The organism is Collinsella sp. CLA-AA-H302 (assembly GCF_040093305.1).
Classification (GTDB): Bacteria; Actinomycetota; Coriobacteriia; order Coriobacteriales; family Coriobacteriaceae; genus Collinsella.
On record NZ_JBBNJW010000007.1, the window covers coordinates 11,456 to 30,539 of the forward strand.

The following is a 19,084-nucleotide window of genomic DNA, read 5'->3' on the forward strand; positions in this document are numbered from 1 at the left end:
GACTATCCCCTAAATTCAAAGGTGCTCAGGCCAAACGTCAGCAGATCGCCGTTGCGCAGCGGGCAGCGCGTAATGCGGCGGTTGTTGACGAGCGTGCCGTTGGTGGAATTGAGATCCTCGATCGACCAATCCGAGCCCGTAAAGGTGAGCTGGGCGTGGCGGCGCGACACGTTGGGGTCGCGCAGGGCAATGTCGGAAACTGAGCGCTCGCGACCGATGGTCACCTGTGCGGAGGTGATGCTATGGCTCTCGCCGCTCACGACGTCGACGAGCTGGGCGAGCGGGCGCTGCGGGGCGCGAGTGCTCGCCATGTTGGAGGCGATGCCGGCTGCGGCGCCTAGGCCCACGGCGGCACCGGTCGCGGCGGCTCCGCCCATGCCGGCAAGCGCGTCGCGCGAGACGGTCTGCGGCACCGGGATGGGTGCGGCGGCGGGGTCGGGGACACTAGGCGCGAAGGGGTCTGCTACGGCAAGCGGGTCGGGAGCGGCGGCGCGAGGCGTCGGCTGCTGCTGGGGCATGGCGGCGGGGTGCTGCTGCGGGGCAGCAAACTGCTGCTGGCCGGCGCGCGGGGCGCTGGCGGCACGGCTTGCCGCGGAGTTGTTCTGGCCCAGGCCGTTTTGATAGGCGCGCTCTTCTTCGTACAGGCGGCCGAGCGTGGGGGCATCGACGTTCTCGGCAAAGACCGAGAACTTGCCGGCGCGCAGCTGCGGATCGATCATAAAGCGCACGAGGGGCTCGCCGACAAAGACATAGCGCCGCTTTTCGGCCTGCGCCTTCACAAACTCGCGGACCTCGCGCGAAAGCTCGGGGTAGAACGGGGCGAGCATGGGATCGTCGTCGGCGGCGATCAGGATGGTATAGAGTGCCGGCGCCGTGTTGACGCCGTTGATCACCAGAGTCTGATCCTCCATGTCGCGAGCGGCCTGCTTGGCAAGCTTCTTAAAGGAGAACGGGGCACGGGTGGCACCGAAGATGCCGGCCACGTGGTCCTCGAAGATGTTCAGGAAGTTCACGAAAGATCACTCTCCGTATAGGTTCTTTGGTATCCGAGCAAATATAGGCATATCCCAACGATTATAGAGGATAGGGTTCCCGCAACTGCCGCCTTGGCGGCGACCGCGGCTGCAAGGCTGGCAATTTCCATATGGTGTGCAAGACAGGATGCCGCTGCGCAGCCGATGCCGGTGACAGCGATGGCGGCGATGGCGGCAAGGTTTGAGCCCTGATCGGCACGCTTGGCATGGGCATTGAGCAGCGCAGATGACGCCGCGGCAGTTGTCGCGACCAGCGCAAAGGCAGCCCAAAGGAGCGGGTCTCCCAGCGCTGCGGCAACGTTACTGAGTCCCAGCACGCCTCCGGCTGAAAGCGCGACCGTGGCCAGACGGGCAAAAAGTGCGCCCATGCCCGTTGCCGCGGCGGCGCTTGCCGGGCCGAGCCAAAATGACGCGACGCCGGCGGTGACCCCAGCTGCCAGGAAGGTATTGCCGGTCAGACAGCCAAGCGCGAGTGCACAGGTGAGCGCGGCGCTCGCGGCAGCCTCGGTGCGACCCCAGGCGATCCACCAACCGGACATGGCGGCGGCAAAGATCACCGCGACGGGCAACATCGACAGGATGCCCTGCGCCTGCATGGTGGCGTTGGCCATGAGCACCAAAAAGCCCACAGCCGAGATGGCCGAGCCAATCTGGGGGGCCAGGCCGGCCGCCGCTCCGATCGCGATAGCCGCAATGACCAGGCCGGGAAGCGCCGCGACCCCGGCCGCCTGCATCAGCAAAAAGCTAAAGGTGCCGCACGTTAGCGCCGAGATAGCGCGCATGGCGTAGTCGCGCGCATGGCTCCAGCGCGTGCCCGCCCAGCCGAGTGCGGGGTCGACCTCGATGGCTTCGTCCTCGTAGTACGACGGCTCGATATCGTCGAGCTCTTGCTCGTCATCCGAAAGCTCGCCAACCATTTGCTCCAGGCTGCGACGGCCCTCGCGCACGCTGCCCAGACCGGCAAGGAGTTGGTCGCAAAATGCCTCGATGCTGTTGGGGCGGTCCTGCGGCATGGGGGAGAGCGCGCTCATGAGCGCGGCCTCGGCTCCCGGGGGAAAGTGTGGTATCAGCTCGCTGGGATAGGTGGCACCGCCGATGATGCGGTCGAGCGAGTCGGCGGGCGTGGCCGCCATAAAGGGAGCGCTGCCGCACAGGCCCTCGTAGATCACACAGGCGAGGGCAAAGACATCGGCGCGCTCGTCGACCGTGCCGGTCTCGATATCGAGCTGCTCGGGCGGCATGTAGCCGATGGTGCCGCCGCGCGAGCCGCCAAAGCCACCGGCGGACGACAGTCGCGCCATGCCAAAGTCGGTGAGCTTTACATTGCCCGAGTGGTCGATGAGCACGTTGGCGGGCTTAATGTCCAGGTGGAGTACGCCATTGCTGTGGGCGAAGGTGAGCGCCTGACCCAGGGCATCGGCAATGGCCGCGGCCTCGTCAAAGGTGAGCGAGTGGCCGTCCACGCGATGCAAAAACTCGGCCAACGACATACCGTCGACATACTCCATGACCAAGTAGGCATAGGCGGTGTCGTGCGTAAAGTCGATGACCTGCACGATATTGGGATGTTGAAGCATGGCGGCGGTGTGCGCCTCGCGCAGAACATCCATGATGTCGCTGGCGGGCATGCCGGCGCCGTTGATAAGGGGGATGCGCTTAATGGCGACGCGGCGGCGCAGGTGCGTGTCGCGGCAGATCTCGATGGAGCCAAAACCGCCGGTCGCAAGTGTCTCGAGCGGCTGGTACCGCTTGAGCAGCTCGCGAGAGCTGGTGCCCTCCAAAGGAACGTCCGGCGAGAACCGGGCGGTATGTTGCGAGAAAAGCGGCATGGCCAACCCTCGTGCGTTTAAAGTTCGTTTGCGAGTGGCGGGCGCGGAGCCGAGCCGTTCGCGGTGGCATAGATGCTGCTAGTGTAGCACGCTCGAGCAGATGACGAGGTTAACGGGGCGAGGTGGCCCGATTGATTCGGCCCGTTTCGATTCGTCCGGAAAGCGTATCCCAGTTTTCAGCCAAATAATGGGATGCGCTTTCCAAATGGGGTGGGCTGCGGAAACTGCATCCCAGAATATTGCCCTGGAACGGGATACGCTTTCCGAACCGGCGCCCAAAAGGAAACCGCATCCCGCTTTGGGGAAGGGGCTGCGGACAAAAGCTGGACCGTGATCTGGCATGGGATTGGAGTTCGCCTGAATCGTTGATGCCGGCTGGTGTGGGAGCAGAGATAAACGAGCGGCTCGAGCGATATAATGTCACGCTATGGAGGCCATATGCTCTTTTCCCGCCGTTCTGTTACATCTGCCTGCGCCATTGCGCTTGTCGTAATGGCGGTCACCCCTTATCACCGGTTTTCATCTTCAATCGGCCTGGCATCAGGTGCAATGACCTGGCTCATTATCCTGGGCGCAAGCCTCGCGGCGTTTGTTCATGGTGCTGCGCTATGCAAGGGGGGAGAAATGAGACGGCCGAGGCATCTCGGCGCTATCGGTGTTTTCCTTGGTGTTATTGCAACGGTTCCCGAATGGGCCGACCTGGTTTTCTATGCTCGCGGCGATTCTATTCCATTCGTGTTTGCGCCGATCTGGTTGTTACATGGCGTCTCGTGTGCCTCGTGCTTTGCTGGGTCCTTGCTCCTCTCATATGTTATTTGGGACACGGCGGGCTCTCCTTTGACGCGGGAGGCGACGTGGGCTGACGAAAGAGAGCCTCGTCGCCCGCAGAACGCGATTTTTACAGAAACAATAGCCGTCCTGTCTTGCCTGCTGTTTTGCTGTCGAGTTTCATGGAGAACCGTTCCCGAGCCATGGGGGATGCCCTCTGTTTCGGCCGCGTCAATTGGCCTTGCGCTTTTAATTCCGTTGGTCTATCTCGCATTGGCTGTGGCCCCGCTGTTTTGCCGCCCTCGTGCCTTTGGCCATGAACGGCGCGACGTGTTTGCCTGTTCTGTGCTCGTGGCAGTTCCCATTGGCCTTGTTCCCGCTGTTGAGGTGGCATACTTCGCAAACGATGCCGCGATCATTGCGTCGCTGACGATGGGGTCCGCTATTGCTGCCTTCGTATGCACGTTGCTCAGGAAGAAGCGGAACAACGATTCGGATATCCCCCGCACGTCCGACCCATTCGATGCGGGGGCGTTTTCTCCCTCTCTGTCGCCTCGAGAAGAGCAGTTTGTTCGACTGCTGCTCAAAGGAAAAACGCCGGCGGAAATTGCCAGGGAGACGGATACGAAGCCATCGACGGTGCGAACAACGCTTCACCGAGCATACGGGAAGGCATCGGTTGCGGGTTCACGCGAGCTCGTGACGTTGTTTGCGGGTGAAGGTGATGCTGTAGGGCATGAGCTGCCGAAGCGGCATGCTGACGATATGTTGGCATCAGCTCGAACGCGCCGGCTGTTTCGATACCTGCTCACATTATTTTTTATCCTCCTTGCGGCGGGGCCCTTGGTAATGGCGGATAGCGATTGGGGGTCCGGTGTTTCGCGGGCTGTCGCCTTTTCCCTTGCAAGCTATGCATTGGGTCTCGGGCTGCTTCTGTCACTGCGTTGCTCGGGTGGAAAAGCGAATCGTGGGGACGACCTGGATAGAGCGGATGGGGCGATCGGGCTCGGAAGCCCGTGTGTGTGGGCGATACTGTCTGCTGTGGAATGGTCTTTTGTCTATATCGCGGCATGGAGGTGCATACGTGATCCGTTGATGGCTGCGCCGGTCCTGTTTTGCGGCATAGCGTCTATGGCTTCGCTCGCCGTTGAGCTGCGTCCGTTTAAGGTGCGTGCTCGTGCCCGGGCTATCGCGTCGTTGGTGTCAATGGGCATGGTTGCCTTAATCTATGCAGTCGCTAGGGGGCGAATCCATGGACTTGCGGTACTGACGGGGATGCTGCTCACGTATATAGTGCTGCGAAGCTGTCCGCAGCGCAAAATGCTTGGGGTATGGATGCTCTGCTTTGGGGCGATGGCTCCCGTTTGGGTTGTCTTGCTCAACATGGTGCAGGATCTGACAGTTTTCGAGCCGTTGTTCCTCGCGTCGTTGTTGGGGCATAGTTCGGCTGTCAATGTCGTCGTGGCAACGGTGATCGTCTGCTGGTCTGTGCCCATATTCGTCACGCACATCGCGCTCGCCCGCTCGGTTGAGGACGAGAAGGCCGTCTCGGAGTACCGCGCGAACGGGTCCACCGAAACGGCTCGCGTGCGTCAGCTGGCTCTGCTTACGTCTCGCTCCCTTTCTGATGTTCAGTCGCAAATTTTGCTGATGACGGCGGAGGGCGCAACGACAAAGGCTATTGCGGAGGATGTCGGTTACGCTGCATCTACGGTGCAAGCACTGCGGTCTGCTTCTTACCGCCAGTTGAAGATCAAGAATAAAGCGGAGCTTATTTCATTGTTATCGCAGGTAGATAACGTGTAAACGCCTGAGCGATCAACTCAATAGCGAGTGTTTACAGACATCATTCTCTATTCATGCAAAGGTTGCCGTGTGTCGACGCATTATTAACCGCTTGTGATTAGGGCCGGGCCGAGCGTTACTGCTCGGCCCGGCAAATGGGAGGGTGATGTTGCTTGAATAGAAATCTAATACGGCACGAGTTGTCCAAGATATCTGGAAACCCAATATTTGCGTTGGCCCTTATTTTGGCGACTGTAATTTCGATGGCAGCTGCCATCGAGGCGTGGTGGACGCTCGAGATTGAGCGCAAGCAGCTGTTATCTTTTGGCTACGGCATTGGTCTGCAGTCTCAGACATACCTCGGCCAAACGCGTGAAAGTAGCTTTGGTAACTGGATTGTTGTGAGCGCGAACGCGCCGTTGCTAGCGTCGGTGTTTTTCTATGCACTGCCGCTGCTTGCTATGCTGGCTGGGTCGTGGTCGTGCTTATCCGAGCGTTTGAGCGGTTACGAGGCACAAATCTGCACGCGTGTTTCTAGAAATGCATACGTGAACGTGAAGATGCTGTCTGCTTTCCTCTCTGCGTTTGCGGTCACGGCTATTCCGCTACTCGTGAACTTTCTGATTGTCTCCATGCTGTTTCCCGCGTATCTCCCCCGAGTCGACGAATCGACTTACGTCGGACTCTATCTGCATAGCTATTTTTCTGGTCTGTTTTATTCCCGGCCTCTGTTATACGTGCTGGTTTATACGCTGTTCGATGCGGTGGCGCTGGGGGTTCTATCCATGGCCGTGACCGGTCTGTCGGTTGTGTTTCGCAGCAGAATCAAGGCGATGGTCGTTCCATATCTGATTATGGTTGCATGGCATTTTGTTAACGACTGGATTTTTAGCGTCCTTTCATGCGTCGGCTTTAACTGCAACATTCTTAACAGCATCAGGTCGGAATCACTAAATAACTGGCCAGACATTCGAGCGGGGTTTGCTGAAATCATCTTGCTGTTCGTCTTTTCTTTGGTTTCCGCGAGATTCTTAAAAAGACGCGAGGTGGTCTGATGCTGTTTAGGCTGGTCGCCGCGGACCTGAGGACCGTTTTGAAGAAGAACATCATCGCTTTTATTGCGGTTGCGGCAGTGACCGTTGCAAACTTGGTGTACGCCTACGGACTGTCTTCTGTGTATGGGGTCAGGACGGATACCCTGGGGTTTGCGGATAATCTCGCGCTCGTGTTTGCCGGATCTGCTCCGTTTGAGCCTCGGCCCGGGGTCATGTTTGTGCCTCCGTTAGGGTGGCTATTCCTCATTCTGCTTATTCTCTATACAACACTCGATTATCCGACCGAATCGTTGCACGGGCTTGGTTTACAAGCGCTTGTTCGATGCCGGGCAAGAACCCTTTGGTGGGTCTCGCGTTTTATCTTAGTGGCGGCAGTAACGGCATTTTCACTGCTCGTGGTGGTTTGCTCTGTTGTGATTTGGAGCTTGGTGGTGAGCTCCTCGTTCAGCGCGATCATTCATGGTGAGTCGCTTCAGCTAGCTAATTTGGCGCCGTGGTTTCTCAAAGCTGCCGAGGCAGATGCGCTGCCGTTTTTCGTAGGACTCTTTCTTGCTTTCGAGGCGCTTGCGTTTGCGCAGGCAGCGGTTGGGTTTGTGCTTGGGCCGTCAGTCTCGTTTGTGGTTTTAATGAGCTACCTGATCTGCTCGGCATATGCACGACATTGGGCGCTATTGGGTAACGCCTTGATGCTGTTGCGCTGGGGCGGAATTGTCAAAGAGGGAATCGCGGCTGGCTCGAGTGGCTTGTTTTCAATTGTGATTATGTCGTTATGCCTATCGCTGGGCGGAGTGTGGTTTCGAAGGGCCGACCTTATAGAAAAGGGGGACAAGATATGAGCGTGATCGTTAGGGACGTATCGAAGCGCATGGGCAAAAACGTTGTCCTGCGCAACGTGTCCATCGAGGTTGACCCTGGGACCGTGGTTGGGCTTCAGGGGATAAACGGTTCGGGCAAGACCATGCTCATGCGAGCGGTCTGCGGATTGATCAAGCCTACCGAAGGCGAAATCTCTATCGATGGCCAAAGGCTTGGGGCGGACATCTCTTTCCCGCCGAGTCTGGGGATGTTGATCGAGGCACCTTCCTTTTTGGGATATCTGTCTGGCTACGATAATTTGGAGCTCATCGCTCAGATCAAGGGCGTTGCCACCCCCGAGGACATTCACTCTGCCCTGCGGCTCGTGGGGCTCGATGCAGACGAAAAAAAGAAGTTCCGAGCATACTCGCTTGGGATGAAGCAACGTCTGGGGATAGCTGCGGCAATTATGGAAAAGCCGAAGCTACTTGTTCTCGATGAGCCAACAAATGCCCTCGACGAGGCGGGCGTGGAAATGCTCAAGCGCGTTGTGGCGATGGCGGCATCAACGGGTCGCGAGGTTATTCTGTCCAGCCATGACGGAGAGGTGCTCGAGGAGCTGGCCGATCGGGTTTACTGCATGCGCGACGGTGCCGTTGTGAAAGTTCGGGAAAGGTCGTGAGCGCGATGAAGAAGACCCTGTGGACAAGAAGGTCGGTGCTTGCTCTTTTCGGCTGTGCTGCCACTGGCCTTGCGGGCATGAGGGCGAGCGTCGTTAACGGGAACCGGACGGTCATTCCTGAGAAATACTATGCGGAGGGCGAATGGCTCTCGATGGATGGGGCGTTTCTGGGGTCGAAGGATGTGGCGACTGACGGGTATTCGTTTTGCATAGACGGGGCGGAGCTGCTCACGCCGCGCGAGTATCTCAAGCGTGCGCATGATGATTATTCAAAATATGGCATCGTGGATACGAAAACGAAATTGAAGGACGCCGACATCACGTGTGTTATCGCCGTAAAGATGCGTGTCAGGAATAAGGACAATGTCGAAGGCGGAATCAAAACGTATGTTTGGCATTTGGTGCCGGAGTCTGCGCCAAACTATGACTTTGTGGTCAATACCGATCTGATAACGCAGGCGATGCCGGCTCTGGGCGGTTCTGCTGCGTTTGCTGTACAGGTTGGGGCGGAGAACGAGTTGCTCGTCCCATTCATGATGCAAAACACCAACGACTATTTCGAAGGTTACGAGACCGTCCGTTTTGAGAAGGCTTTTCCTGGGACTTATACGATGAAGATGACCGATCTGCCAGAGAGAAGGCTCTTAAGGTTTGAAGTGAAGTAACTCGAAGGTCCTGTTGGGGGAGCCTCATCCTACGCTGAAGCGGGATGAGATTCCCTTCGCAGTGGCGCTCGGTCTTAGCGCTTCTTCTTGTTCTTCTTCTGCCTACGCTGCTTGCCCTTGTTGTCTTGGGCTTTGTCGCCCTTGTCGCCCTGCTTGGCCTTGGCAGCGGCCTTCTTGGCCTTCATCTTCTTGCGTTTGGTCTCGATGCGGAGTTTTTTGTTGATGCGCGCCTTGAGGAAGGAGCCAAACTGCTCGGCATCACCACGCACAAAGGTGTCCTTGGGAATCGTCACGCCCTGGTCGGCGAACATGGCCACAAAGATGCGCTCGCCGTCGAGTACGTGGTCGAGTTTTTCAAACGGGAAGAACTGCGACTTGCCGCTCCTGCCCCAGACCATCAGGCCGTCCTCGTTGGCGGCGACGCGGCGGTAGCGGCCGCCCATGGACTCGTCGGCCTCGACGGCGTCGATAAAGTCGCGCGCGAGCGTATGGTGCAGGTTTTTGCTCCACCAGGCCAAAAAGGCGCCGAACACGATCAGGACGACGCCGAACTTGATCCAGCTGCCGCCGGCCACCAGCATGCCGATGCCGATGAGCACGGCAATCGCGGCGGCGGCGTACAGGGAGCCGCGGCGCCTGGGCGAGGCGACCAGGCGGGCGAAGTCGGTGACCAGGTCGTTTTCGTACTGGTACTCGTTGAGGTACAGGATGCCGTCATCGGCCGCGGCTTGCTTCTCGTGCGCGACCTCGACCTGGTCGGCTGCTTCGGAGGGAACGAGGTTGCTCTCTGCGTCTGCCATGCTCTTTAGACTCCTATCGCGGCGGGCTCGCCGTACGGGTTATTATGAATGCAGTATGCCGTGCGACCGCATGGCCGCCGCGGCAACAAGACTCAGTATACCCGGGGGAGCACCCATGGAATCGTTGTACCGAAAGTATCGCCCGCTCACCTTCGACTCCGTGGTGGGCCAGCAGCATATCGTCTCGACGCTCGAACACGCCATCACCGAGGGGCGCCTGTCTCACGCGTACCTATTCTGCGGACCGCGTGGCACGGGCAAGACCACCATGGCGCGCATTCTGGCCAAGGCGCTGCTGTGCCGCAATGCCGAGGCGGCGCGCGCCGAGGGTGCAAGCGGCTGCATGCCCGACGGTACTTGTGAGGAGTGCGAGCTCATTGCCGAGGGCAACCACCCCGATGTCTACGAGCTCGATGCCGCAAGCCGTACCGGCGTGGACAACGTGCGCGAGGAGATCATCAACTCCGTCAACTTTGCCCCGGTGCGCGGCAAGTACAAGATCTATATCATCGACGAGGTCCACATGCTCACGACGGCGGCGTTTAACGCGCTGCTCAAGACGCTCGAGGAGCCGCCGGCACATGTGATCTTTGTGCTGTGCACCACCGACCCGCAAAAGATTCTGGAGACCATCCTCTCGCGCTGCCAGCGCTTCGATTTCCACCGCATCGGCAACGAGGATATCGAGCGCCGCCTGGCATACGTGTGCGAGCAGGAGGGCTTCGATTACGACGACGAGGCACTGGCCATCGTGGCGCGCCATGCCAAGGGCGGTATGCGCGACGCGCTCTCCACGCTGGAGCAGCTGAGCGTCTTTGGCAACGGTTCTGTGCATGCGGACGACGCCCGCTCGCTTTTAGGCGAGGTTTCGGACCAGATTCTGGGCGAGTTTGCCCGCGCCATTGCCGAGCGCGATGTTGCCGAGCTCTATGGGCTGATTCGTGCACAGGTCGAGGAGGGCAATGACCTGCTGGAGCTGACGCGCGACCTGGTGGCGCACGTGCGCGACGTGTACGTTGCCTGTGTTGCCGGTGCCCGTGCCGAGCTGTTTGAGGGCGGAGCCGAGCAGGCCGAGGCGCTTGCTGCCGAGGCTGCTGCCTTTGGCGAGCATCCTGCCGACCGCCTGGCCCGTGTGCTGACCGTGCTCGACGATGCCGCGCTGGAGATGAGGGGCGCGAGCGACGTGCGCCTGGTGCTCGAGATTGCCTGCACGCGTCTGGCCCGTCCCGAGGCTGATATAACGATTGAGGCATTGGCCGAGCGCGTGGCACGCCTGGAGGCCATGGTTGCCAATGCCGCGGTGCCGGCGAGCGTGGCTGCTGCTGGTGCTGCGCCTGCGGCATCCGTACCCGCTGCTGCCCAGCAGCCGACGCTCATTTCGGGCGCCCGTGCTGCCGCTCCGGCGGCATCCGCTGCCCCCGCTGGTACGTCCGCGCGCCAGGGCGGTATGCCTTGGGACCGTGGTGCTGCCGCTCCGGCGACCCAGCCTGCGCCCGCGTCGACCCCCAAGCCCGCCGCCTCTCCGGCTCCCGCACCTGCCGCCGTGCCGGCACCTAAGCCCCAGCCCAACACTGCCGCTCAGGTTGCTGCCGCCGGTGCTGCCGAGACGCCCGCGGTCGAGGATGCCGGAGAGCTGCAGCGCAAATGGGCCGAGGTTGTCGAGCGTGTCAAGGCGCGTCAGGCTTCCTACGCAGGGCTTTTGCTCAACGCCCGCGCCACGGCCGACGACGGCTCCAAGCTCACCGTCTCGTTCCCTGCGGGCTCGACCTTTGCCATCAAGATGCTCGGCCGCGCCGATACGCAGTCGGTGGTCCTGCCGACGGTCTGCGCGGTCTTCGGTCGTCGTACCGTCGACTATGTTCTGGATGGGGGTGGCACGCCGGCTCCTCAACATGAGGAGCATTCTCCATCTGCACGGGCTGCGGCATCTGCGGACCCGCAGCCCGTGTCCTCGGCGGCCCCTGTATCCTCGAGCGCCAGCGCGCCGCAGCAGCAAGCGGCGCCGGTAGCGGCATCGACCCCGTCGGCGCCTAAGCCCGCGGCGCCCAAACCGGCTGCTCCGACACCCGCGCCCAAGCCCGTCTCGCCCGCGCCCAAGTCGTCTGACCTGGGCAAAGCCCCCTGGCTACGCTCCGACAACCCCGCCGGCGCTCCTGCCACGGGTAAGCTCCCGACCGAGCCCGCACCCCGTGCGCCCGAGCGCTCGGCTGCCCCGAAGGCTCAGCCTGTCGCGCAGTCCGCGCCGTGGGAATCCGAGCAGGTTCCCTACGACGATGCCATGGTCGGCGGTTTTGCTGCCGATGCCGGCAGGGACGATCTGCCCCCGTTCGACGTGCCGGGTGCGGCGTCCGCGCCAAAGTCCGCTGCAACTGCCCCCAAAGAGGAGGATGCTCCTGCAGCTCCCTGGGAGTCCAACCCCGGTGCGGGCAGCCCCTTCGGCCATCAGGGCGCAGCCCCGAGCATCCCGCAGACCGAGGACGAGGCCAAAGCCCTCATCCGCAGCGTCTTCGGCCAGTCCACCATCTTCAAACCGGTGGAGTAACTGTACAGGCGGGTATACTGCTCAAGAAGAGGGCTCAATGTCTGGGCGCGTCTGTATTTCGGACATGTGTAGCGTGGTGCCGCGTATCTCGCATTCGAGCAGGCAGATGCGTGACGGTCGGCCTAGGATGTTGAGGTCGATACGATACGTCGCATGGCTGTCCGTGTGCTCGACTTGCTCGGCGTTGACGGTTGCTCCGATCGTCAAATAGGTGCCTAGCTCGGCATCGACAATCTTGGAGTCTTTTATCTTGATCTTTAGCTCTTGGTAGAGGGACGGACTGTTGTAGTAAACGGTTCGGGTTCCGTCGGTGCGCTCATCGGTCGCTTCCCATTTGACGACGGGCTGGTCCGAGCCGGCTACCAACAGTTCTGCTCCAAAAGCTATGGCATGGGTGATGACAACCAGCAATGCCCAGCCGACAAAGAGATAGAGAACCAAATATGCAACGGGGTATTTTGAGCGGATGTTTTGGAGCGCGTCGGGGGCATTCATGGGGACACCTCCAAATTGTTATCTATGACAATCATATTATACCCTGCTGCCATACGTGCCGCCTCGAGCGGTGGCCCGGCATTTAGCCGTTTAGCCGTACACATAAATTGGCTGGTCCCGGCTCTGCTAGGGCAAGCTTAAGATATTATGCAAGTGTGAATTATTCAACCTTGCATAATTCTGGAGTGCATAATGTTTGTCGGACGCGAAGCAGAGCTTGCAAAACTCGAATCCCTTTATGAGCAGCGTTCATTTCAGATGGCCGTCGTGTACGGTCGTCGACGCGTGGGAAAGACAACGCTCATTAACGAGTTCTGCCGCGGTAAAAGGACGCTCTCGTTTACCGCGCTCGAGCAAAGCGATGCCGACAACCTTGCGGATTTTAATCGCGCTATCGCTGGCTTTTTCAATCTTCCCGCATCGATTGGCGGGTTCTCTTCCTGGACCGACGCGCTGTCCTTCGTCGCCGATCGAGCGCGCACCGAGCGGTTTGTCTTTGTGTTCGACGAGTTTCCCTATGCGGCGATGCGCAACGAGGCGCTGCCCTCGATTTTCCAGGTCGCCATCGACCGGGCCTTCAGGGAAACGAACGCCTTTCTTATTCTTTGCGGCAGCAATCAGGGTTTTATGGAAAGCAATGTGCTGGGACGCAAAAGCCCTCTGTTTGGCCGGCGCACGGCTCAAATCAAGGTGCGCGACCTTGGATTTAGGGATGCAGCCAAGATGCTTCCGGGCTTGAGCGCTCATGAGGCCTTTAAATTCTACGGTTGCTTTGGCGGTGTCCCGTACTATCTGCAACAGCTGGATCCGAGCGTGGGGCTCAAGGAGAATCTGGCCCGGCTTTACTTCGATCCCATGGGGTTTCTCTATGGCGAGCCCGAGGGCCTGATTCGTCAGGAGTTTCAGGAGCCGGCAATGTATAACTCGATTTTGCGGGCTGTGGCCGCCGGTGCAAACCGCGCAAAGCAGATCGCAGATCGCGTGGGCGTTGCCCAGACAACGTTGCCCCGCTATCTCAAGGCACTGGAATCGGTGGGGATTATCGAAAAGGTTGTTCCGTTTGGCGAGAGTATCGAGACCAGCAAGCGCGGAATCTACCGGCTTTCCGAGTCGTGCTATGCGTTTTGGTTCCGGTTCGTCATGCCATATTCGTCCGATATCGAGGCCGGTTTGGGCCGGGCGGTTGTCAATGCGCTTTCAGAAGAGCAGCTGAACGAATACCTAGGTCATCGGTTCGAGGCGTTGTGTGCCGAGTGGCTGGTTGATCAGGCAAAACAGGGCAAGTTGCCAATTCCGGCAACGGCAGTGTCATCGTGGTGGGGGACGAATCCCGCCAAACGGGCTCAGGATGATATCGATGTTTTAGCCGCCGATCGGGTGTCAAAGCGTCTGGTGATCGGAGAGTGCAAATATAGGGAGTCGTTTGATGAGTCGGCAGAGATTGACGACCTTGAAAGAAAACGAGGCCTGGTAAAGGGTTTCGCTGCCTCTCATTTCATGCTGTTCTGCAAGCATGACGTGAGTGCCGCGACGAAAAAGAAGCTTGCGGCACGCGAAGATTGGCGAATCGTCACGCTCAAGGACATGTATATCGACTGAGGTAGCGTGTCCGCCCCGCTTGCTTGCCCCGCGCCGTGGTACGATTTTTGAGTTTGAAAGTCCCGCCGTGCTCCGGCTGCCCTTGCAGCTCGGCGTGCGGCCGCACGTAAAGGAGCCATCATGGCCGGTATGAACATGCAGCAGATGATGAAGCAGGCTCGCAAGATGCAGGAGCAGCTTGCCGCCGCGCAGGAGAACCTCAAGTCCCAGACCGTCGACGCCTCTGCCGGCGGCGGCATGGTCAAGGTGACCGTTAACGGCGAGATGGAGCTCGTCAACCTCACTATTGACCCCGATGCCCTCGATCCCGAGGACGTCGATATGCTGCAGGACATGATCATGGCTGCCGTCAACGAGGCCGTCCGCGGCGTCAACGAGCTCGCCAACAAGCAGATGGGCGCCATCACCGGCGGCCTCAACATCCCGGGCATGCCGTTCTAAGACACGCATATATATGAGTGCGAATCACAGTCTGCAAAAACTGCTCGATGAGCTGGGCCGTCTGCCGGGCATTGGTCCCAAGTCGGCCCAGCGCATCGCCTATTACCTGCTCGAGGCCGATGCCGAGGAGGCCCGCCGCCTGGCCGAGGCCATTCTGGAGGTTAAGCAGGAGGTCCACTTTTGCAGCCGTTGCTTTAACTACGCCACGGCCGACGAGTGCTCCATCTGCCAGGATTCGATGCGCGACACTACTCGCATTTGCGTGGTGGGCGAGCCGCGCGACGTCCAGGCAATCGAGCGCACGGGCAGCTACCATGGCCTGTACCATGTGCTGGGCGGCGTGATCAGCCCCATGGACAAGATTGGTCCCGAGCAGCTGCACATCCGCGAGCTGCTGGCGCGTTTGGGCCACGAGGATATCCATGAGGTCATCATCGCCACCAACCCCAATATTGAGGGCGAGACCACGGCGAGCTACCTGGCCCGCACTATCAAGCCGCTGGGCGTTGAGGTGTCGCGTCTGGCGAGCGGCCTGCCCGTGGGCGGCGACCTGGAGTATGCCGACGAGCTTACGCTTGGGCGCGCCATTGAGGCCCGTCGCACGATTTAGGTGGCGAGCCTGCTCCTGCCGTATGTTTTCCTGGCGACGCACGGGGCAGTCATAATTTCCCCGTGCGACTATAAGTTTGTTGTGCAACAAAGATACTTTGTATCCGCTTATCGCATGGATGCTTCCACTCGCATCCTTAATTTGCTCATTCGTTGCGCAACCTTTTGGGTTCGCTGATACACTCAAATATGGATTCGAATGAATGCGCCGCTCCCGAGCGGCGTGTTTTTGTTGGAGGAGAACGCATGCGGCCCGGTGGCACTCAGACAAAGCGCGGCGCCGCGGTGCGCATGCGACGCCGACTGGGCTTGGCGCCGCGGGCGTACGCACTGCTGTCTTGCTCGCTGGTGCTGGTCATAGCTGGCGTTTCTGCCTATGGCATGACCGTGCCGTCCATGATGCAGGCACATGCCGCACGCGAACCGCGCGTGGGGCATGAGGTCAAAAGTGATCTGGGCACCACGACTGGATATGCTTGGGCAAGTGTGGTCGCGCATATTGTGTTTGGCACCGACGACGCGGACGGCGCCGAGGCCCCGGACAACGAAGTCACGCTTGCCAATGGCAAAACCATCGTGCTCACCAACACCAAGATCATCGATCGGTTGTCCAACAATAGCGTGGCGGCAACGGTGAATAAGGTCGAGCAGCAGAAGGAACAGGACGCCCAGCAGTCCGGAAAGCCCGGTAACTCGGATACTTCTGGCTCCGGCTCGGATTCGTCGAGTTCGGGCGGCGGTTCTGGATCGGGTTCCTCTGCCGGAGGGTCTGGAAACGGCGGCTCGACGGGCGGCAACACTGACAACGATGCGAACTCCGGTGGCCTTTCCGCTGCTGAGGAAGAGAGCATTCACAGTTGGCTTGTGACCAAGTACAACATGCTCGACGGCTATGTTTCTCGTGCCAATGACGTGGTCTCGACCTATAACTCTACGGGAGATCCCAGGCCGTGCGACAGCCTGGTCGGGGAGATGTTTGTCATTCGAGCCGAGTTCGGTCGTCAGACATTCTCGCCCCGGTCAAAGTGGTATCAGCAGTATGCCAATCTGTGGGGCTGTTACACCAACCTATGTCAATGGGTCGGCCATTACGGCGATGATGACGTTGCGCTCGGTAACTTCAACAATAACATGGCGGCGCTTGCCCTATGATGACCGATCTTGCATCCACCACACCACAATCGCTCGGTCGCGATCCCATGGTCGGCCTGCGCCTGGCGCGTGTCGACGGGTTTGAGCCGGCCATTGCGCTCGGTCAGGACGAACTGCCTGCCTATCTGCGTCGTTTTACGATGCTGTTTGCCGACGATGCCACCATGCGCCGTGGCGGTATCGGCCGCGTGACGCGTGCCGTCAACGCCCAAGGCGAGGCCGTGGCGCTCAAGCAGCTCATCTTGCCGACGCGCGATGAGTTTGACGACGATGCAACTCACGAGGCGCTGGTCGCCAAGTTCAAGGCGGCGTTTCGCGAGGAATATGAATGCCATCGCGCCCTTTCGGGCCTTAAGGGCTTTCCCCGCCTCTATGGCTGGGGCGAGGTCGACGGTGTGCCTGCAATTGTCATGGAATGGGTCGAGGGCGAGACGCTTGCCCGCTTGCGTTCGCGACTTGCCGTGGACGATGCCGGACGCCTGTCGCCGCTTGTGGCGGCGCGTCTGGGTCGCGACCTGTTCGATCTGCTCTGCCGTATGAGCCTGGTGGGGGAGGGCTTTGTCCATCGCGATATCTCGCCCGCTAATATTATGGTGCGTACGGCGCGCCTGCCGCTTGACCGGCAGCTTGCCGAGGGCACCTTTGACCTGTGCCTGATCGACTTTGGCTCGTCGCTGGCGCTTGAGCCTGCGTCGGCCGTGGCCGGTACCGGCGGCAAGGCGTCGTTTACGGAGCGTTATGCCACGCTGCGTCGCGCGACGGTTGCCTATGCCCCGCCCGAGATGCTCACCGACGATATTCCCGACCTGCGCGCTTTGCGTATGTCGCCGGCGATTGACGTCTATGCCGCGGCAAGCACGGTTTACGAGCTCATTGCCGGCATCGCGCCATACGAAGCCGCGCCGAGCACTTCGGGCACCTCGGGTTCGCGCAAAAAGACGCGCGACATCGCGAGCCCCTACCGTCTCAAGATGGACACGCGGCCCGACTATCCCATTGGTGCCCATGCGACCGGTTGTGATTTGACTCAGCTGCTTCGTCGTGAGCCCGATGTGGCGCTCGCCGCGGCCGAGCAGGCCCAGCAGCTGGGGCTTGAGCCGGATTCCGAGGAGCTACGCGATGCGCTGGCGTTTGTCGATGCCCAGCTGTTCGACGTGGTGATGGCCTGTCTGTCCAGCCATCAAAAAGATCGTCCCGAGCCGGCGGCGGTCGAGGCGGCGCTCTCGGCGTTTTGTGACCACTATGCGCAAAATGTCGGTCGTTCGCTCCGCGGCGAGCCGCTCACGCCGTGCCCCATGGATGCGTCCGGCCGCGCGGTTCGTCGCGCGCTGATGGTCGGCGCGACGGTCGTCTGTGGCGTGGTTTGGGCTGTGGTCGTGGTTTCGGCCGCGCTGCTGGCGTCGGGCGCTCGCGTGACGGCGACTTTGGGATCGCTCGTGTGGTCTGGGTCGCTACCGGGTGTTATTGCCGCACTGGCGCTGGCGCTGCCAGGCATGGCCGGCGTTGCCGCGGGGGCACTTGCGCGCGATCGGCGCTCGGGGTTCCTGCAGGGTGTGCTTGCGCTTTCTGCCTGCGAGGTTCCGGTACTGGTTGTGATTGCATGTAGCGTATTTTCCCAACGCGCCGTGATGGGCGGCCTTGTTGCCGCTCTGGTTGCAACCTATACGCTTACGTGGTTTTTGCTTGCGATGGGCTTTGCCTTTGAACTTCCCGTTTCGGCACCGCGACGCACAAAAGCCCAGATGGCGACTCCGCTTGCCGGTGGAGCCGCAGCTGCCCGTACTTTTGGCGGACCTGTCGAAGTATCGTCCGATTCTATTTCTACGACCAAGGAGGCCTAGGTCATGGCATCTCAAGTTGAGCTCACCCCATGCGGGGCCATGTTTGACATCTTTAAGCGCGCGGCGCATCTGAGCCATATCGAGCTGTGCGGCTTGGTGCTTTCGTCCCGTCCGCTCGCAGACGGCCGCAGCCCGCAGAGCCGGGCCGCCGATCGCTCTTGGGTTTCCCGCTTTATCGTTCGCGCACCGGTCGGCACACTTCAGCAGCGCTACTTTGCCGAATACGGTACCTCGGCTGCGCGTATTATGTCGCAACTGGCCCTGCGCCAGCGCAATCCCATGGACTCCACGGCTGTGATCAATATGGTGTGCGGCCCTGCAGGTGAACCGATGGTACGCGCGCTCGAAGAGTGTCACCAGGACACAAATCTCTATCGCAACGCGCTCGATCGCCTGTCCCAGGCGGCGGAACTCATGCCCGCCGAGCGCGCCGAGGCCGTGCTGGTGCTGTTTGTCGCCGTCGGTTGTTCGGCGGATGTGCGGTCCTCGGTGAACTATGCCATCGACTACGCGCACGCGACCTGTGGCGGAGGCACATCCACGCCGCGTTCGCTTGGCATGTCGCTGGCTGCGGGCGAACGCGAACCCGCCCCGGCGCACCCCTTGGGCTTGCTGCGCGTGCAAAACAGTTTTGTCGTGAGCGCCCCGCGCTGGATTCAGCCGAGTGAGCAGGGTGTTGAGATTGGCGCGCTGGCCACTGGTGAGGGCGATATTACCGACGTCGGCGACGATGTCTCGGCCCGCCATGCCCATATCTGGTGCGATGCTCAAAATATCTGGCACGTCGAGGACTTGTCGTCCACCAACGGAACCGTGGTGGTAAACGGGGCCACGCGCGTCTGCATTCAGGTCGAGCCCGGCCGTTCCGCCCAACTCAATCCCGGCGACGAGCTCAAGCTCGGCGAATCCACTACCTACGCCATCCTCTTCGGTGCCCTCTAGCCAGTCCCGCCAAATGGTCCCTCCGTCCCCAAGGGATCATTTTGCTCCCG

General features: G+C 60.4%; 16 protein-coding genes. 12 read left to right on the plus strand and 4 right to left on the minus strand.

What is annotated here, in order from left to right:
* Positions 1-2: 2 nt before the first annotated feature.
* Positions 3-1,013 (minus strand): FhaA domain-containing protein, encoded by a 1,011-nt coding sequence (locus AAAV21_RS06345; protein ID WP_349108211.1) that lies wholly within the window; start codon positions 1,011-1,013, stop codon positions 3-5.
* Complete coding sequence (locus AAAV21_RS06350) at positions 1,010-2,863, minus strand: serine/threonine-protein kinase (RefSeq protein ID WP_349108213.1); 1,854 nt, start codon at positions 2,861-2,863, stop codon at positions 1,010-1,012. The genes AAAV21_RS06345 and AAAV21_RS06350 overlap by 4 nt, the downstream gene beginning before the upstream one ends.
* A 438-nt stretch (positions 2,864-3,301) precedes the next feature.
* On the opposite strand from AAAV21_RS06350, the gene AAAV21_RS06355 reads away from it, so the two are divergent.
* From AAAV21_RS06355 to AAAV21_RS06375, 5 genes are all read left to right on the plus strand, one after another.
* On the plus strand, positions 3,302-5,437 hold the full coding sequence (locus AAAV21_RS06355) for a helix-turn-helix transcriptional regulator (protein ID WP_349108215.1): 2,136 nt from the start codon (positions 3,302-3,304) through the stop codon (positions 5,435-5,437).
* Between the two features lie 242 nt (positions 5,438-5,679).
* Positions 5,680-6,471 (plus strand): hypothetical protein, encoded by a 792-nt coding sequence (locus tag AAAV21_RS06360; RefSeq protein ID WP_349108217.1) that lies wholly within the window; start codon positions 5,680-5,682, stop codon positions 6,469-6,471.
* Between the two features lie 38 nt (positions 6,472-6,509).
* The gene (locus tag AAAV21_RS06365; protein WP_349108218.1) at positions 6,510-7,307 is read left to right on the plus strand and encodes a hypothetical protein; all 798 of its coding nucleotides are present in this window, start codon (positions 6,510-6,512) and stop codon (positions 7,305-7,307) included.
* The gene (locus tag AAAV21_RS06370) at positions 7,304-7,948 is read left to right on the plus strand and encodes an ATP-binding cassette domain-containing protein (protein ID WP_349108220.1); all 645 of its coding nucleotides are present in this window, start codon (positions 7,304-7,306) and stop codon (positions 7,946-7,948) included. Before AAAV21_RS06365 ends, AAAV21_RS06370 begins: the two co-directional genes overlap by 4 nt.
* 5 nt (positions 7,949-7,953) lie before the next feature.
* Positions 7,954-8,613: a DUF5028 domain-containing protein gene (locus AAAV21_RS06375; RefSeq protein ID WP_349108223.1), complete on the plus strand. Its 660-nt coding sequence runs from the start codon at positions 7,954-7,956 to the stop codon at positions 8,611-8,613.
* Positions 8,614-8,687: 74 nt separating this feature from the next.
* Here the strand turns inward: AAAV21_RS06375 and AAAV21_RS06380 are convergent, their stop codons facing one another.
* On the minus strand, positions 8,688-9,413 hold the full coding sequence (locus AAAV21_RS06380) for a hypothetical protein (protein WP_349108225.1): 726 nt from the start codon (positions 9,411-9,413) through the stop codon (positions 8,688-8,690).
* Positions 9,414-9,528: 115 nt separating this feature from the next.
* On the opposite strand from AAAV21_RS06380, the gene dnaX reads away from it, so the two are divergent.
* The gene (gene dnaX, locus AAAV21_RS06385) at positions 9,529-11,955 is read left to right on the plus strand and encodes a DNA polymerase III subunit gamma/tau (RefSeq protein ID WP_349108228.1); all 2,427 of its coding nucleotides are present in this window, start codon (positions 9,529-9,531) and stop codon (positions 11,953-11,955) included.
* Between the two features lie 21 nt (positions 11,956-11,976).
* On the opposite strand, the gene AAAV21_RS06390 is transcribed toward dnaX, so the two are convergent.
* Positions 11,977-12,450: a hypothetical protein gene (locus AAAV21_RS06390; protein ID WP_349108230.1), complete on the minus strand. Its 474-nt coding sequence runs from the start codon at positions 12,448-12,450 to the stop codon at positions 11,977-11,979.
* Positions 12,451-12,642: 192 nt separating this feature from the next.
* Between AAAV21_RS06390 and AAAV21_RS06395 the strand changes: the two genes are divergently transcribed.
* The 6 genes from AAAV21_RS06395 to AAAV21_RS06420 all read left to right on the plus strand — a co-directional run bounded on the left by AAAV21_RS06395 (position 12,643) and on the right by AAAV21_RS06420 (position 19,034).
* The gene (locus tag AAAV21_RS06395) at positions 12,643-14,049 is read left to right on the plus strand and encodes an ATP-binding protein (protein WP_349108231.1); all 1,407 of its coding nucleotides are present in this window, start codon (positions 12,643-12,645) and stop codon (positions 14,047-14,049) included.
* 120 nt (positions 14,050-14,169) lie between these two features.
* The gene (locus AAAV21_RS06400) at positions 14,170-14,490 is read left to right on the plus strand and encodes a YbaB/EbfC family nucleoid-associated protein (RefSeq protein ID WP_006235174.1); all 321 of its coding nucleotides are present in this window, start codon (positions 14,170-14,172) and stop codon (positions 14,488-14,490) included.
* Between the two features lie 13 nt (positions 14,491-14,503).
* A complete protein-coding gene (gene recR / locus AAAV21_RS06405) occupies positions 14,504-15,100 on the plus strand; it encodes a recombination mediator RecR (protein ID WP_089573257.1) in 597 nt (198 codons plus the stop codon).
* A 245-nt stretch (positions 15,101-15,345) separates the two neighbouring features.
* Positions 15,346-16,251, plus strand: a complete 906-nt coding sequence (locus AAAV21_RS06410) for a hypothetical protein (protein WP_117778769.1) — start codon at positions 15,346-15,348, stop codon at positions 16,249-16,251.
* Positions 16,248-18,092: a hypothetical protein gene (locus tag AAAV21_RS06415; protein WP_349108234.1), complete on the plus strand. Its 1,845-nt coding sequence runs from the start codon at positions 16,248-16,250 to the stop codon at positions 18,090-18,092. The genes AAAV21_RS06410 and AAAV21_RS06415 overlap by 4 nt, the downstream gene beginning before the upstream one ends.
* A 3-nt stretch (positions 18,093-18,095) precedes the next feature.
* Positions 18,096-19,034, plus strand: a complete 939-nt coding sequence (locus tag AAAV21_RS06420; protein WP_349108237.1) for an FHA domain-containing protein — start codon at positions 18,096-18,098, stop codon at positions 19,032-19,034.
* Positions 19,035-19,084: the final 50 nt, after the last annotated feature.

What these genes read in the sequence shown, in the direction of transcription:
- AAAV21_RS06360 (WP_349108217.1), top strand. Translation starts at nt 5,680, where the DNA reads ATGGCAGCTGCCATCGAGGCGTGGTGGACGCTCGAGATTGAGCGCAAG.
- AAAV21_RS06420 (WP_349108237.1), top strand. Translation starts at nt 18,096, where the DNA reads ATGGCATCTCAAGTTGAGCTCACCCCATGCGGGGCCATGTTTGACATC.
- AAAV21_RS06415 (WP_349108234.1), top strand. Translation starts at nt 16,248, where the DNA reads ATGATGACCGATCTTGCATCCACCACACCACAATCGCTCGGTCGCGAT.
- AAAV21_RS06410 (WP_117778769.1), top strand. Translation starts at nt 15,346, where the DNA reads ATGCGGCCCGGTGGCACTCAGACAAAGCGCGGCGCCGCGGTGCGCATG.
- AAAV21_RS06390 (WP_349108230.1), bottom strand. Translation starts at nt 12,450, where the DNA reads ATGAATGCCCCCGACGCGCTCCAAAACATCCGCTCAAAATACCCCGTT.
- AAAV21_RS06355 (WP_349108215.1), top strand. Translation starts at nt 3,302, where the DNA reads ATGCTCTTTTCCCGCCGTTCTGTTACATCTGCCTGCGCCATTGCGCTT.
- AAAV21_RS06370 (WP_349108220.1), top strand. Translation starts at nt 7,304, where the DNA reads ATGAGCGTGATCGTTAGGGACGTATCGAAGCGCATGGGCAAAAACGTT.
- AAAV21_RS06400 (WP_006235174.1), top strand. Translation starts at nt 14,170, where the DNA reads ATGGCCGGTATGAACATGCAGCAGATGATGAAGCAGGCTCGCAAGATG.
- AAAV21_RS06380 (WP_349108225.1), bottom strand. Translation starts at nt 9,413, where the DNA reads ATGGCAGACGCAGAGAGCAACCTCGTTCCCTCCGAAGCAGCCGACCAG.
- recR (WP_089573257.1), top strand. Translation starts at nt 14,504, where the DNA reads ATGAGTGCGAATCACAGTCTGCAAAAACTGCTCGATGAGCTGGGCCGT.
- AAAV21_RS06395 (WP_349108231.1), top strand. Translation starts at nt 12,643, where the DNA reads ATGTTTGTCGGACGCGAAGCAGAGCTTGCAAAACTCGAATCCCTTTAT.
- AAAV21_RS06350 (WP_349108213.1), bottom strand. Translation starts at nt 2,863, where the DNA reads ATGCCGCTTTTCTCGCAACATACCGCCCGGTTCTCGCCGGACGTTCCT.
- AAAV21_RS06375 (WP_349108223.1), top strand. Translation starts at nt 7,954, where the DNA reads ATGAAGAAGACCCTGTGGACAAGAAGGTCGGTGCTTGCTCTTTTCGGC.
- dnaX (WP_349108228.1), top strand. Translation starts at nt 9,529, where the DNA reads ATGGAATCGTTGTACCGAAAGTATCGCCCGCTCACCTTCGACTCCGTG.